This is a genomic window from Mangrovibacter plantisponsor (assembly GCF_003182475.1).
GTDB lineage: Bacteria > Pseudomonadota > Gammaproteobacteria > Enterobacterales > Enterobacteriaceae > Mangrovibacter > Mangrovibacter plantisponsor.
Genome location: NZ_QGTS01000007.1, coordinates 50,100 through 64,490, shown reverse-complemented (window position 1 = coordinate 64,490; position 14,391 = coordinate 50,100). Strand labels below are relative to the sequence as shown.

12 protein-coding genes and 2 tRNA genes are annotated in these 14,391 nt (G+C 50.6%); 2 read left to right on the top strand and 12 right to left on the bottom strand.

The features are described 5' to 3' along the window. Positions 1-3 precede the first annotated feature (3 nt). On the bottom strand, positions 4-2,586 hold the full coding sequence (gene leuS / locus DES37_RS12485) for a leucine--tRNA ligase (protein ID WP_110025990.1): 2,583 nt from the start codon (positions 2,584-2,586) through the stop codon (positions 4-6). A gap of 235 nt (positions 2,587-2,821) precedes the next feature. On the opposite strand from leuS, the gene DES37_RS12480 reads away from it, so the two are divergent. After that, positions 2,822-3,304: a zinc ribbon-containing protein gene (locus tag DES37_RS12480; protein WP_110025989.1), complete on the top strand. Its 483-nt coding sequence runs from the start codon at positions 2,822-2,824 to the stop codon at positions 3,302-3,304. 194 nt (positions 3,305-3,498) lie between these two features. On the opposite strand, the gene DES37_RS12475 is transcribed toward DES37_RS12480, so the two are convergent. From DES37_RS12475 to miaB, 9 genes are all read right to left on the bottom strand, one after another. Next, positions 3,499-4,224, bottom strand: a complete 726-nt coding sequence (locus DES37_RS12475) for an amino acid ABC transporter ATP-binding protein (protein WP_036109476.1) — start codon at positions 4,222-4,224, stop codon at positions 3,499-3,501. Next, complete coding sequence (gene gltK, locus DES37_RS12470; protein ID WP_036109473.1) at positions 4,224-4,898, bottom strand: glutamate/aspartate ABC transporter permease GltK; 675 nt, start codon at positions 4,896-4,898, stop codon at positions 4,224-4,226. Before gltK ends, DES37_RS12475 begins: the two co-directional genes overlap by 1 nt. Continuing rightward, positions 4,898-5,638 (bottom strand): amino acid ABC transporter permease, encoded by a 741-nt coding sequence (locus DES37_RS12465; protein ID WP_036109470.1) that lies wholly within the window; start codon positions 5,636-5,638, stop codon positions 4,898-4,900. Before DES37_RS12465 ends, gltK begins: the two co-directional genes overlap by 1 nt. Before the next feature lie 158 nt (positions 5,639-5,796). Beyond that, a complete protein-coding gene (locus DES37_RS12460) occupies positions 5,797-6,696 on the bottom strand; it encodes a glutamate/aspartate ABC transporter substrate-binding protein (protein ID WP_110025988.1) in 900 nt (299 codons plus the stop codon). A 387-nt stretch (positions 6,697-7,083) separates the two neighbouring features. Next, on the bottom strand, positions 7,084-8,619 hold the full coding sequence (gene lnt / locus DES37_RS12455) for an apolipoprotein N-acyltransferase (protein ID WP_110025987.1): 1,536 nt from the start codon (positions 8,617-8,619) through the stop codon (positions 7,084-7,086). Positions 8,620-8,622: 3 nt separating this feature from the next. Further along, positions 8,623-9,501 carry a CNNM family magnesium/cobalt transport protein CorC gene (corC, locus tag DES37_RS12450; RefSeq protein ID WP_036109461.1) on the bottom strand — a complete coding sequence of 293 codons (879 nt, stop codon included), beginning with the start codon at positions 9,499-9,501 and terminating at the stop codon, positions 8,623-8,625. A gap of 102 nt (positions 9,502-9,603) precedes the next feature. After that, positions 9,604-10,071: an rRNA maturation RNase YbeY gene (gene ybeY / locus DES37_RS12445; RefSeq protein WP_110025986.1), complete on the bottom strand. Its 468-nt coding sequence runs from the start codon at positions 10,069-10,071 to the stop codon at positions 9,604-9,606. Continuing rightward, the gene (locus tag DES37_RS12440; RefSeq protein ID WP_170123769.1) at positions 10,068-11,129 is read right to left on the bottom strand and encodes a PhoH family protein; all 1,062 of its coding nucleotides are present in this window, start codon (positions 11,127-11,129) and stop codon (positions 10,068-10,070) included. Before DES37_RS12440 ends, ybeY begins: the two co-directional genes overlap by 4 nt. A gap of 170 nt (positions 11,130-11,299) precedes the next feature. Further along, complete coding sequence (gene miaB / locus DES37_RS12435; RefSeq protein ID WP_036109443.1) at positions 11,300-12,724, bottom strand: tRNA (N6-isopentenyl adenosine(37)-C2)-methylthiotransferase MiaB; 1,425 nt, start codon at positions 12,722-12,724, stop codon at positions 11,300-11,302. 144 nt (positions 12,725-12,868) lie between these two features. Here miaB and ubiF point away from each other — a divergent pair, with 144 nt between their 5' ends. Next, entirely contained in the window at positions 12,869-14,044 is a 1,176-nt protein-coding gene (gene ubiF / locus DES37_RS12430) for a 3-demethoxyubiquinol 3-hydroxylase (protein WP_110025984.1), read from the top strand. Positions 14,045-14,210: 166 nt separating this feature from the next. Here the strand turns inward: ubiF and DES37_RS12425 are convergent. Both DES37_RS12425 and DES37_RS12420 read right to left on the bottom strand, forming a co-directional pair. Beyond that, positions 14,211-14,284 (bottom strand) — tRNA-Gln (locus DES37_RS12425). Positions 14,285-14,317: 33 nt separating this feature from the next. Then, positions 14,318-14,391 (bottom strand) — tRNA-Gln (locus DES37_RS12420).

Below are 14,391 nucleotides of genomic sequence, written 5' to 3'. Positions count from 1 at the left end.
CGTTTAACCAACAACCAGGTTGAGCAATTTACCCGGCACGTAGATAACCTTGCGAATGGTTACCCCTTCAAGGTATTTGGCGACCAGGTGTTCCTGTGCCGCCCGGGCCTGAACCTGTTCCTGGTCGGCATCTGCCGGAACGGTGATTTTGCCGCGGACTTTGCCATTGACCTGAACCACAACCAGGCGGGTGTCTTCAACCATGGCTTGTTCGTCAGCAACCGGCCATGCCGCGTTATCGATATCACCTTCACAACCCAGAGCCTGCCACATGTTGAAGCAGATATGCGGAGTAAACGGATACAGCATGCGTACTACTGCAGTCAGAGCTTCCTGCATCAGTGCACGGTCCTGCTCAGTTTCCTGTGCAGCACGGGTCAGGCGGTTCATCAGTTCCATAATGGCCGCAATCGCGGTATTAAAGGTTTGACGGCGGCCAATATCATCGGTCACTTTCGCAATGGTTTTGTGCAGTTCGCGGCGCAGTACTTTCTGGTCTTCTGACAGTGCAGCTTCATCCAGAGCAGTGACTGCTCCTTTTTCTGTATGCTCAAACACCAGTTTCCAGACACGTTTCAGGAAGCGGTTGGCCCCTTCTACACCAGATTCCTGCCATTCCAGCGTCATTTCTGCCGGGGAAGCAAACATCATGAACAGACGCACGGTGTCAGCACCATAACGTTCAACCATGACTTGCGGGTCGATACCGTTATTTTTGGACTTGGACATTTTACTCATGCCCGCGTAAACCAGTTCATGGCCTGCGCCGTCGGTCGCTTTAACAATACGGCCTTTTTCATCACGTTCAGTAATGGCATCAACCGGAGAAACCCAGTTACGCTCGCCATTTACACCTGTGTAGTAGAAGGCATCTGCCAGCACCATACCCTGGCACAGCAACTGTTTGGCTGGTTCGTTGGAGGTCACCATACCTGCATCGCGCAACAGTTTGTGGAAGAAGCGGAAGTAGAGCAGGTGCATGATGGCGTGCTCAATACCGCCTACATACAGGTCAACCGGCAGCCAGTAATTTGCTGCTTTTTCGTCCAGCATGCCTTTGTCGTATTGCGCACAGGTGTAGCGAGCGTAATACCATGAGGATTCCATAAAGGTATCAAAGGTATCGGTTTCACGCAGTGCAGGCTGGCCGTTAACCGTTGTTTTCGCCCACTCAGGGTCGGCTTTAATTGGGCTGGTGATACCATCCATTACCACGTTTTCTGGCAGGATAACCGGCAACTGGTCTTCCGGAGTAGGAATCACGGTGCCGTCTTCCAGTGTCACCATCGGAATTGGCGCCCCCCAGTAACGTTGACGGGAAACCCCCCAGTCACGCAGGCGGTAGTTAACTTTACGCTCACCAACCCCTTTTGCAGCCAGGCTGTCGGCGATGGCGTTAAAGGCGGCCGGGAAGTCCAGACCATCAAACTCACCAGAGTTAAACAGCACGCCTTTTTCGGTGTGCGCTGCATGGCTCAGGTCAGGCGCGTTGCCTTCGGCATCCAGAATGACTGGTTTGATTGCCAGTTGGTATTTGCTGGCGAATTCCCAGTCACGCTGATCGTGCCCCGGAACAGCCATTACTGCGCCAGTGCCGTATTCCATCAGGACAAAGTTAGCAACCCATACCGGAACCGCTTCGCCAGTCAGTGGATGGATGGCGTTAATGCCTGTTGCGATGCCTTTTTTCTCCATGGTCGCCATATCGGCTTCGGCTACTTTGGTATTGCGGCATTCATCAATAAAGGCAGTAATTTCTGCGTTACCTTGTGCAGCCTGTTGCGCCAGCGGGTGGCCTGCGGCTACAGCAAGATAAGTGACACCCATAAAGGTATCCGGACGGGTGGTGTAGACGGTTAGCTTCTGGTCGCTGTTTTCAACGTCAAAGGTAATTTCCACACCTTCGGAACGCCCAATCCAGTTACGTTGCATGGTTTTAACGGTATCTGGCCAGTGATCCAGCTTATCCAGGTCGTTAAGCAACTCTTCGGCGTAGTCAGTGATTTTAATAAACCACTGCGGGATTTCTTTACGCTCAACTTTGGTATCACAACGCCAGCAACAACCATCAATAACTTGTTCGTTAGCCAGCACGGTCTGGTCGTTCGGGCACCAGTTAACCGCAGAGGTTTTTTTGTAAACCAGACCTTTTTTATACAGCTGGGTGAAGAATTGCTGTTCCCAACGGTAATATTCCGGTTTGCAGGTTGCCAGTTCACGGCTCCAGTCATAACCAAAACCCAGCATTTTAAGCTGGTTTTTCATGTATTCGATGTTGTCGTAAGTCCAGGGTGCCGGCGCTGTGTTGTTTTTGACCGCAGCACCTTCAGCGGGCAGACCAAATGCATCCCAGCCAATTGGCTGCAGGACGTTTTTACCCAGCATGCGCTGATAACGGGCAACCACATCACCAATGGTGTAGTTGCGCACGTGACCCATGTGTAGTCGACCAGAAGGATAAGGAAGCATCGACAGGCAGTAATACTTCTCTTTGCTCTCGTCTTCAGTTACTTCAAATGTACGCTTCTCTTGCCAGTGAAGCTGAACGTTAGATTCTATCTCTTCCGGGCGGTATTGCTCTTGCATGGCTGCGAGTGGTCCTGTGCTATAGAAAGCTACAAATGTAGCCTGTGTGTGTTTTTTTCAGATCGGCATAGCATAGCCGATTAGGGCGCGGCACAACAGCACTTCCATGCCCGTAAGAATGATTTCCTGCCCCATCGCCTGTGAGAATTATTTGGTGCGGTTGTGGGGCGGCTAACACAGGCCTGGCAGAATAACGTCTATTATTAGAAGACGTTAAGTCCAGGAGGCCAGCGCCATGAGTAAAGTTGCGCAATACTACCGTGAACTTGTTTCGTCCTTGAGTGAGCGATTACGTAATGGGGAGCGCGATATTGACGCGCTGGTAGCGAGTGCCCGGCGTCATATGAGCGAAACGGGAGAGCTCACTCGTACGGAAATGGATGAACTGGTGCGTGCGGTACGCCGTGATTTAGAAGAGTTCGCGCTCAGTTACCAGGAAAGCCAGCAGGAAGTCAGCGACAGTGTTTTTATGCGTGTGATTAAGGAGAGTTTGTGGCAGGAACTTGCAGATATCACTGATAAAACGCAACTGGAGTGGCATGAAGTCTTTGAGGATTTAACCCGCCATGGTGTTTACCACAGTGGCGAGGTCGTAGGGCTTGGCAACCTGGTGTGCGAACATTGCCATTATCACCTGGCGGTGTATACCCCGGATATATTGCCCCGTTGCCCGAAATGCGGGCATAACCAGTTTCATCGCCAGCCATTTAATCCCTGAGGCTGATGACAAACCTCATGCCTGCACAGTGCCAGAGGATGTGACCCAATAAAAAAACAGGAAAATCAATTCATTGATTTTCGCCCGCTAACTAAAAAGAAGGAAAAACCACGCTTTTTCCTTCTTTTTCATCAATCTGAGGCTGAAAGGGTAACCTTTCAGCCTGAGTCTGTACTGCGCGATATTTTTACAAATTAGTGAATGATTTTAGCCAGGAAGTCTTTGGCACGATCGGATTGCGGGTTGGCAAAGAACGCTTCTTTGGGCGAGTCTTCAACAATTTTCCCTTCATCCATAAAGATAACCCGGGTTGCCACTTTACGGGCAAAACCCATTTCGTGAGTCACCACCATCATTGTCATGCCTTCTTTTGCCAGCTCAACCATCACATCCAGCACTTCGTTGATCATTTCTGGATCCAGTGCGGACGTAGGTTCGTCGAACAGCATGGCGACAGGATCCATACACAATGCACGGGCGATAGCCACACGTTGCTGCTGGCCGCCAGACAATTGTGCCGGGTATTTGTTGGCGTGAGCAGACAGGCCAACACGATCTAACAGTTTCAGGCCTTTTTCCCGTGCGGAAGCTTTGTCGCGCTTGAGTACTTTCACCTGTGCCAGTGTCAGGTTATCGATAATCGACAGGTGCGGAAATAATTCAAAGTGCTGGAATACCATGCCCACATGGGAGCGTAACTGTGCCAGGTTGGTTTTTTTGTCATTCACTTTGGTGCCATTGACAATGATTTCACCTTGCTGAACAGGCTCCAGGCCATTCACGGTTTTAATCAGGGTGGATTTGCCGGAACCCGACGGGCCGCAGACCACCACAACTTCACCTTTTTGCACTTCAGTCGAACAATCGGTCAGTACCTGAAAGTGGCCGTACCATTTAGAAATATTTTTCAGGGAGATCATCACACAGTCCTTTTCTTCAACCAGCCGACCAACAAGGAGGCACTGAGACTTATTACAAAATAGACCGCACCGGCAAACAGCACCATTTCAACCTGGGTGCCGTCACGTTCTCCAATAGTGGATGCGGTGCGGAAAAAATCAGACAGACTAAGCACATACACCAGCGATGTATCCTGGAACAGGACAATGCCTTGGGTCAGTAGCAAGGGCACCATGGCGCGGAATGCCTGGGGCAGAATAACTAATTGCATGGTCTGCCATTGGGTCATTCCCAGCGCCAGTGATGCACTGGATTGCCCGCGGGAAATGCTCTGAATCCCGGCACGGATAATTTCCGAGTAGTAGGCAGCCTCAAACATGGAGAATGCGACTAATGCTGAGACCAGCCGGATATCAGTTTTGGGTGATAAGCCCAATACCTGCTGCAGGAAGCCGGGCACAATCAGGTAAAACCACAGTAACACCATGACCAGCGGAATTGAGCGGAACACGTTGACATAGGTTTTGGCAAACCAGGCGACGGGCTTAAAAGAGGACAGGCGCATTACTGCCAGCATAGTCCCCCACACAATCCCGACAATAATCGCCGTCAGGGTGATTTTGAAAGTCAGGATCATGCCATCTGCTAAAAAAGGCAGGGAAGGCGGAATAGAACTCCAGTCAAATTCGTACATTATTTGCTCCCCATATTACCTGGTAAACGCACTTTGCGTTCCACAATGTTCATCACCAGCATAATGACGGCATTGATGAGCACATAGGCCAGCGTGATGGCAGTGAAGGATTCCCATGCATGTGCGGAATAATCCAGCAGTTTTCCTGCCTGTGCCGCCATATCCATCAAACCAATGGTGGATGCGATAGCTGAGTTTTTAACCAGGTTCATCATTTCTGATGTCATCGGTGGAACAATAACGCGGTAAGCATTGGGTAGCAGGACATAACGGTAGGTTTGTGGCAGGGTAAGACCCATGGCCAGCCCGGCGTTTTTTTGCCCGCGTGGTAAAGACTGAATTGCCGCTCTGACTTGCTCGCAGACACGCGCGGCAGTAAACAAGCCCAGACACAGCATAGACGAAACGAAGAACTGAATATTCGGATCCAGCTCGGCTTTAAACCACATGCCGATGTTTTCCGGCAGCAATTCCGGTACGACCAGGTACCAGGTAAAAAATTGCACGATAAGCGGCACATTACGGAATAACTCAACATAACAGGTACCAATGGCTGAAATGCCACGGTGTGGTACGGTACGTAAAATCCCGAAGAATGAACCGACGAGAAAAGCGATTATCCAGGCGCAAACTGATAACGCGATAGTGACCTGAAAACCACTCCATAACCAGCCCAGATAGGTGGTGTTCCCGAAAGGGGCAGGCTGAAAAAAGATTCCCCAGTCCCAGTTTATAGACATATTTCAACTCCGAAAAAAATGAGGGTAGCAGTGCTACCCCCCAAGATTGATGAGAGACCTCTTTTCGCGCCCGATGGGGAACGACCATCCGGCGTATAGTCTGTCCGGGTCCCTGTGGTCAATCGCAAGGGCAGGTAACCTGCCCCTTTGTTTTGTAATTAGTTAATCGCTTTGTCATTAGGGGCTTTGAACAACGCTTTCATATCGTCAGACAGTTCAAAATTCATGTTGAGGTTTTTCGGCGGAATCGGGTTTTTGAACCACTTATCAAACCATTTGGTTGCTTCGCCTGAAGTTTCAGCTTTGGCGATGGTGTCATCCATCAGCTTTTTAAACTCTGGGTCGTTTTTGCGCAGCATACAGCCATAAGCTTCTTTGGACTGCGGTGTCCCTACAATCACCCAGTCACCCGGTTTTTTGGCTTTAGCGCGTTCGCCTGCCAGTAACGCATCATCCATCATAAAGGCAACGGCACGGCCGCTTTCCAGAGTACGGAAAGAGTCGCCATGGTCTTTAGCGCTGATGATACGCATACCAAGGTGTTTCTCGTCGTTCAGTTTATGCAACAGCACTTCTGAGGTTGTACCGGAAGTAACAACGACATTCTTCCCTTTCAGATCATCAAAATCTTTGATTGGGCTGCCTTTTTTAACCAGTAAACGAGTGCCGATAACAAAAATAGTGTCGGAGAATGCCACTTGCTTCTGGCGTTCAAGGTTGTTTGTGGTGGAGCCACATTCAAAATCGAAGGTACCATTTTGCAGCAATGGAATACGGTTTTGAGAAGTGATAGGAATCAGTTTCACAGTCAGGTTAGGCATGTTGAGCTTAGTTTTGATGGCATCAACAATGGCGTTAGAAAAATCCTGTGAGTAACCCACCACTTTCTGTTCGTTGTTGTAGTAGGAGAATGGTACGGAAGATTCACGATGACCAACCACAACCACACCGCTACTTTTGATTTTGTCCAGTGTGGTCTGAGGTGCATCTGCTGCATGCGCCACACCAACGCAAATACCCGCGGCTAACAGTGCTGTGGCCAGTTTTGCTAATTGCATATCCAACTCCTTTATTGCAGCCCGTGGTGTAATCACCCGGGCCATTGTCGTGAGTTTGTAGTTGTGTTGTTAAAATTAGTATGGAAATACATTCAATTTATTAACATTCAATCCAGGCGAATGTAAACAAATTGCGTAATGCGGATGTATTTTTTGCGATACACCACGCACCAAATAGAGGCAAAAAGATACCAATGCACCTTTGTGGTGCTGGTTGGGAACCCTGATGGTGCAACCTGGCATTAATGTTTACTGCTATAGCAGCAAACAGTTGTTACCTCTGGAAATGTCTAAGCAAAGGTCGTGCCAGAAAGGAAAATAAAGGTTACAGCAGCATAACAAACGGATAAAAAAACGGCGCAGAACGAAGCCTGCGCCGGGAATGGATTAGCGTTTACGGCGGCCCAGACTCCAGACCAGTGCGGCGAAACCAGCCAGCAACGAGAGCAACCAAACCCCCCAGTTGCCGAAACGGGCGTAAGGTGTCAGGCCACGAGTGGGTGTGACAGTGGCATCCAGTACCTGGCGGGTAAACTGCGGGACAATTGCCTGAACATCGCCATCGGGTTTAACAACAGCAGTCACGCCATTGTTGGTGCTTCTCAGAAGAGGACGAGCCAGTTCCAGTGCTCGCATACGGGCCATCTGGAAATGCTGCCACGGGCCGATTGAATGGCCAAACCAGGCATCATTTGAGACGGTGAGCAGAAAATCTGTATCAGGGCGGAAGTTGTCGCGTACCTGCTCGCCAAGAATGATTTCATAGCAAATAGCGGTGGTAAGCTTGTAACCATTCGCTTCCAGTGGCTTCTGTTTATAAGGCCCGCGGCTGAATGACGACATGGGCAAGTCAAAGAACGGTGCCAGCGGGCGTAGAATGGATTCCAGTGGGACAAACTCCCCAAAGGGAACCAAATGGTTCTTGTTATACCTGTCAGGCGAGAAATAGTTATAGGGGTTGCCTTCCCCAAGCGTAATTACCGTATTGTAGGTATCGTAACGGTTTTGTTTATTCAGGCGGGCATCTACGATACCGGTAACCAGCGCGGTGTTATGTGCCTGATAAGTATCATCCAGTTGGTGTAAAAAGCGTTGCTGGTTAACTTCAAGATCACTGATTGCCGATTCCGGCCAGATAACCAGGCGCGCTTTGCCAACCCAGGGTGAACTCAGGTCGACATAGGTTTGCAGGCTGTGCAGCAACTGGCCTTCATCCCACTTCATTGACTGGGGAATATTACCCTGAACCAGTGCGACATTAACTGCCCGCTCAGGCTGTGCCTGATACCAGATGATGTAGCGCAGAGGCCATGGCAGCGCTAATAACACGCATGCGGCAACCAATGAGCGCCAGCTTTTCTGTGCAATTGCGAAGGCCAGAAAACCGGTGAGCATCACCAGCAAAAAGGTAATGCCTTCTACACCAATGACCGGGGCAAGGCCTTTCAGTGGGCCGTCTATCTGGCTGTAGCCAAATTGCAGCCAGGGGAAACCAGTCAGCACCCATCCGCGCAGAAACTCTGTGACTTGCCAGAGCGCAGGGCTTGCCAGAACCAGCCGCCATAATGTGGTTGACGGAAACAAGCGGCTGAGCAGGCCGCTGAACAGCGCCGGGAATAGTGACAGCCAGGCTGCCAGCAAGATAACCAGGAAGATATTAACCGGGCCTGGCATGCCACCAAACTGAGCGATGCTGACATAAACCCAGTTGACCCCGGTTCCAAACAGGCCAAAACCCCAGATAAAACCAATGGCGGCACTTTGCCACGGGCGGCGGTTCAGCGTGAGCAAATGCAGGCCAGTGAGCGAGATAATCGCCGCAGGCCAGAAATCATAAGGAGAAAAGGCCAGCGTGCCGCAGGCCCCGAAAAGTAACGCCAGCAGCAGTCGTTGCCACTGGCGAGACAAAAAGGCGAATGCCATCAATTATTCTTCCACTGTAGGCGCCGGAGAGTCATCCGGAATACGGACATGAACCTGAATAATACGGCGGCTGTCAGCCATGGCAACTTTGAACTGGTAACCGTCAATGTCAATCGTTTCGCCACGGGCTGGCAGGTGACCAAATGCCTGCATCACCAGACCACCAATTGTATCCACCTCTTCGTCACTGTATTGCGTGCTGAAGGTGTCGTTAAAATCTTCAATTGAAGCCAGTGCGCGCACGGTCCAGGTGTGACGGCTTAACTGGCGAAAATCGATATCTTCTTCTTCGTCGTACTCGTCTTCAATTTCGCCGACAATCAGCTCGAGGATATCTTCAATAGTAACAAGGCCGGAAACACCGCCGAATTCATCAATAACAATAGCCATGTGGTAACGCTGAGAACGAAACTCTTTGAGCATACGGTCTACACGTTTACTCTCAGGCACCACCACCGCAGTTCGTAACACTTTGTCCATGCTAAATGGCTCAGCATCGCTGCGCATAAACGGCAGCAAGTCTTTTGCCATCAAAATCCCTTCGATGTGATCTTTATCTTCACTGATTACCGGGAAACGAGAGTGTGCGGATTCAATAATGACATCCAGACATTCATCAAGAGGTTGATTTCGTTTGAGGGTGACCATTTGTGAGCGGGGAATCATAATATCGCGAACTCGCTGGTCGGCGATGTCCATTACCCCTTCGAGCATATCCCGCGTATCCTGGTCGATAAGCTCATTTTGTTCAGAATCACGAATTAGCGCCAGCAGCTCATCCCGGTTTTTGGGCTCGCCATGAAAAAGCTGGCTGAGGATCAGGGAAAAGAATCCCTTTTTACTGTGAGGCGTGTCGCTACTGTGTGAATTATCGTCGCTCATGGCGGTGATTTTGGGTTCCTGTATCAGTTTAAAAATAACCGGCCCGGAGCAAACTCATCCGGCCGGCAACCATCTTCATTGAAGAATAACAGCAAAAAGCCGTTATTCTTTCTCGGAAATGTACGGGTCAGCATAGCCAAGAGCAAGCATTATCTCTGTTTCCAGACTTTCCATCTCTTCTGCTTCGTCATCTTCGATATGATCGTAACCCAGCAAGTGCAGGCAACCATGCACCACCATATGCGCCCAGTGTGCTTCGGTAGTGATTTCCTGCTCCTGTGCTTCGCGCTCGACAACCTGGCGGCAAATCACCAAATCACCCAGCAGTGGCATTTCAATGCCCGGCGGGGCTTCAAACGGAAATGACAGCACATTGGTTGGTCGGTCTTTGCCACGGTAAGTATGATTCAGCTCATGGCTTTCAGCTTCATCAACCAGGCGGACAGTGATTTCTGCTTCTTCCTGAAATTGCAGAATAGCTGCATCGGCCCAGCGCTGGAATGCTGCTTCATCTGGCAGCCCCAGGTTGTTCCCACAGGCTAACTGGAGATCGACTATCACCTTGCTCATTTGTGCTCCTGCAGGCTGTTTTGAGCAGCCAGCGCTTCACGTTTACGCTCTTCGGCCAGTTCTGCCTTGCGTTTCTGGTCTGCTTCTTCCCATGCTTCATAAGCATTAACAATACGCGCAACCACCGGGTGGCGTACCACGTCTTCGCTGTGGAAGAAGTTAAAACTTATCTCATCAACTTCAGACAGCACTTCAATTGCATGGCGCAGGCCAGATTTGGTATTGCGTGGTAAGTCTATTTGGGTAACATCCCCGGTAATAACGGCTTTGGAGTTAAAACCGATACGCGTCAGGAACATTTTCATTTGCTCAATGGTGGTGTTCTGGCTTTCATCAAGAATGATGAATGCATCATTGAGTGTACGACCGCGCATGTAAGCCAGTGGGGCAACTTCAATAACATTGCGCTCCATAAGCTTTTCTACCCGTTCAAAACCAAGCATTTCAAACAGTGCGTCATACAGTGGCCGCAAATAAGGGTCAACCTTCTGGCTTAAATCGCCGGGCAGGAAACCCAGTTTTTCACCGGCTTCCACCGCCGGGCGGGTCAGCAGAATACGGCGAATCTCCTGGCGCTCCAGGGCATCTACTGCGGCAGCGACAGCAAGGTAGGTTTTACCCGTCCCGGCAGGGCCAATACCAAAAGTAATATCATGATCAAGGATATGGGCAATATATTGCGTCTGGTTTGGCGTGCGCGGTTTAATAACACCGCGTTTGGTCTTGATATTAATGGCTTTACCGTATTCCGGTACACTTTCTGCGGCCTGTTCCAGTACCCGGAACTCTTTGATAGCCAGGTGAATATGCTCGGGATCAATGTCTTTGGTCTGGCCGCGTACCGGGGCGGTATCAACATACAGATGACGCAGAATATCTGCTGCGGCATTGATAACCAGGCTGCCACCGGTCAGTTTAAAATGGTTGTCGCGGCGGTTAATTTCGATACCTAACCGGCGCTCCAGGTGCTTGATGTTGTCATCAAACGGGCCACATAAGCTCAACAGCCGTTGATTGTCTGCCGGCTCCAGCGTTAATTCGCGTGTTTCGATATTCAAACTTATCCTCTGGGTCACACAGGGCCTGTTAGCAAAGAAGATGTACCGCTCATGGGCGGCATGTGAAATTATTCCTGCCCGTAAGGCCGGACACAACACTTAAGGCGGATATGGGGATAGATTGTGAAGAATGCAAGGGGAACTGACCCCACAAGAGGGCCAGACCGAAATCAGGGTTGCCAGGTACCCACACCCAGTTCATTTTCTTTACGGGTACGGGCAATGACAGACGCCGGAGATTCGGTGATACGCAACCCCATTTCGTCTTCAGTGCGCACCACTTTTCCGCGCAATGAGTTGGGGAAGACATCAACAATCTCGACATCAACAAACTTACCAATCATATCCGGTGTCCCTTCAAAGTTAACCACCCGGTTATTTTCAGTACGCCCTGACAGTTCCATAATATTTTTGCGCGAAGTGCCTTCTACCAGAATCCGCTGTGTAGTACCCAGCATCCGGCGGCTCCAGGCCATTGCCTGTTGGTTAATCCGTTCTTGCAGGATCCACAGGCGCTGTTTCTTCACCTCTTCGCTGACATCATCAACCATATCGGCTGCCGGTGTACCCGGGCGGGCAGAAAAGATAAAGCTGAAGCTCATGTCAAAATTGACATCAGCAATCAGTTTCATGGTCTGTTCGAAATCCTGTTCAGTTTCCCCCGGGAAACCAACGATAAAGTCGGAACTGATTTGGATATCCGGCCGCGCCACGCGCAGTTTACGAATGATGGCTTTGTATTCCAGCGCAGTATGCGTGCGCCCCATCATATTCAGAACGCGGTCTGCGCCACTTTGTACCGGTAAGTGCAGGAAGCTCACCAGTTCAGGCGTATCTCGGTAGACTTCAATGATATCGTCAGTGAACTCAATTGGGTGGCTGGTGGTAAAGCGAATCCGGTCAATCCCGTCAATGGCCGCCACCAGGCGCAGCAGCTCAGCAAATGTGCAGATACCGTCATCAAAAGTTGGGCCACGGTAGGCATTGACGTTCTGGCCTAACAGGTTAACTTCACGCACACCTTGTGCAGCCAACTGGGCGATTTCCAGCAGGATGTCGTCACTTGGGCGGCTGACTTCTTCACCGCGGGTATAAGGCACTACGCAGTAAGTACAGTATTTATTACAGCCTTCCATAATAGAAACGAATGCTGTTGGCCCTTCTGCACGGGGTTCCGGCAGGCGGTCAAACTTTTCGATTTCCGGGAAGCTGATATCCAGCACAGGGCTACGAGTGCCACTGACTTGTTTGATCATTTCCGGCAGGCGGTGCAGGGTTTGTGGCCCAAAAATAATATCGACATAATGGGCACGCTGGCGAATATGTTCACCTTCCTGCGATGCCACGCAGCCGCCAACACCAATGATCAGCTCAGGGTTTTTGTCTTTTAATGTTTTCCAGCGGCCTAACTGATGGAAAACCTTCTCCTGTGCCTTTTCACGAATTGAACAGGTATTCAGCAGCAGAACATCTGCTTCTTCAGCCACTTCGGTCAGAGTAAAACCGTGAGTGGTCTCCAGCAGACTGGCCATCTTCGATGAATCGTATTCGTTCATCTGACAGCCCCAGGTTTTGATATGCAGTTTTTTTGTCATTGACTCATTGCTCAGTTAACGCCAGGAATGCAGGGCGCGTATTGTAATGCTTTGGCGCTGTTGTGACCAGTAGGTGAGAGACAGACAGCGCACTGGATTGAAAATCCGGTACACTTAGCCTATGTGTGCTAAGGATAATTAACCATGACGAATCTATCCACAGACGTTGCGATTATTGGCGGCGGTATGGTTGGGGCGGCACTGGCCCTGGGGCTTGCTCAAAACGGCTTTAGCGTTGCGCTGGTTGAGCAGCAAACGCCGGCTGTTTTTAACCCGGAGTTACCCCCTGATGTGCGGGTCTCTGCTGTCAGTGCTGCGTCCATTGCTTTATTAAACAGCCTTGGTGTCTGGCAGTCTGTTACCGCCATGCGCAGCCACCCCTGGCGCGAGCTGGAAACCTGGGAATGGGATAATGCCCGGGTGGTTTTTTCCGCCGGTGAATTAGGTGTGCCGGTTTTAGGGCATATGGTTGAAAACCCTGTGTTACAACGTGCACTGTGGGATGCCGTTTCGTCTCATCCGGCGGTGACTTGCTTCTGCCCGGCAACATTACGTTCGCTATCCACTGTTGCGAAAGGGCAGCAACTGGTACTCACTTCCGGTGAAGTACTCACTGCGCGGTTAGTGGTGGGGGCAGATGGCGCGCATTCAAAAGTACGCGAGATGGCCGGTATCGGTATTCATGGCTGGGAGTATGACCAGGCCTGTATGCTGATTACAGTAAAGCGGTCACAGGAATCAGGAGACCGTACCTGGCAGCAATTCACGCCAGACGGGCCCCGGGCGTGGTTACCGTTAATGGGAAATTACGGTTCAGTTGTCTGGTATGACAAGCCTGCACGCATTCAGGCACTGAATAAAATGCCGCTGGCACAACTGGCGAATGAAATCCGGGCCCATTTCCCCGAACGTATTGGTGAGACCGAACCGGTTGCCCGGGGAGCATTTCCGCTGGTGCGGCGCCATGCGTGGCGCTATGTCAAACAAGGCGTGGCCCTGATTGGCGATGCAGCACACACTATTCACCCGCTGGCGGGGCAGGGCGTGAACCTTGGTTACCGGGATGTCGATGCACTACTTGATGTGCTGGTTAATGCCCGCAGTTATGGTGAAGACTGGTCATCCAAAAACGTATTGTTGCGTTACCAGGCACGCCGCTACCCGGATAACATATTGATGCAAACCGGGATGGATCTGTTCTATGCCAGTTTCTCTAACCGGCTGGGGCCCGTAAAGTTGGCCCGGAATTTAGGCCTGATGGCGGCAGCGAATGCAGGAAAGATCAAATCACAGGTGCTGAAATATGCAATTGGTTTGTAGCCGTAACTGATCTCTGTGCCCGGCTGTTGCCGCCGGGCTTTTCTGTGGCTGGTATGGGTAAACCAGAGTTCAGTTAACTACATTCAGGAAACGGCAGTTCGGTAAGCTATAGTTCGGTAAACTACAGATGCAAAAAAAGCCCGATAAACGGGCTTTTTTTATTGAGTGGCTGGGGTACAGGGATTCGAACCCCGGATGGCGGAATCAGAATCCGCTGCCTTACCGCTTGGCGATACCCCAACAGGTGCGTTACGTATAACGTCTTTTTAAATTTGGCTGGGGTACAGGGATTCGAACCCCGGATGGCGGAATCAGAATCCGCTGCCTTACCGCTTGGCGATACCCCA

Coding starts and splice junctions, on each gene's coding strand:
- leuS (WP_110025990.1), bottom strand. CDS start 2,586: ATGCAAGAGCAATACCGCCCGGAAGAGATAGAATCTAACGTTCAGCTT.
- DES37_RS12480 (WP_110025989.1), top strand. CDS start 2,822: ATGAGTAAAGTTGCGCAATACTACCGTGAACTTGTTTCGTCCTTGAGT.
- DES37_RS12475 (WP_036109476.1), bottom strand. CDS start 4,224: ATGATCTCCCTGAAAAATATTTCTAAATGGTACGGCCACTTTCAGGTA.
- gltK (WP_036109473.1), bottom strand. CDS start 4,898: ATGTACGAATTTGACTGGAGTTCTATTCCGCCTTCCCTGCCTTTTTTA.
- DES37_RS12465 (WP_036109470.1), bottom strand. CDS start 5,638: ATGTCTATAAACTGGGACTGGGGAATCTTTTTTCAGCCTGCCCCTTTC.
- DES37_RS12460 (WP_110025988.1), bottom strand. CDS start 6,696: ATGCAATTAGCAAAACTGGCCACAGCACTGTTAGCCGCGGGTATTTGC.
- lnt (WP_110025987.1), bottom strand. CDS start 8,619: ATGGCATTCGCCTTTTTGTCTCGCCAGTGGCAACGACTGCTGCTGGCG.
- corC (WP_036109461.1), bottom strand. CDS start 9,501: ATGAGCGACGATAATTCACACAGTAGCGACACGCCTCACAGTAAAAAG.
- ybeY (WP_110025986.1), bottom strand. CDS start 10,071: ATGAGCAAGGTGATAGTCGATCTCCAGTTAGCCTGTGGGAACAACCTG.
- miaB (WP_036109443.1), bottom strand. CDS start 12,724: ATGACAAAAAAACTGCATATCAAAACCTGGGGCTGTCAGATGAACGAA.
- ubiF (WP_110025984.1), top strand. CDS start 12,869: ATGACGAATCTATCCACAGACGTTGCGATTATTGGCGGCGGTATGGTT.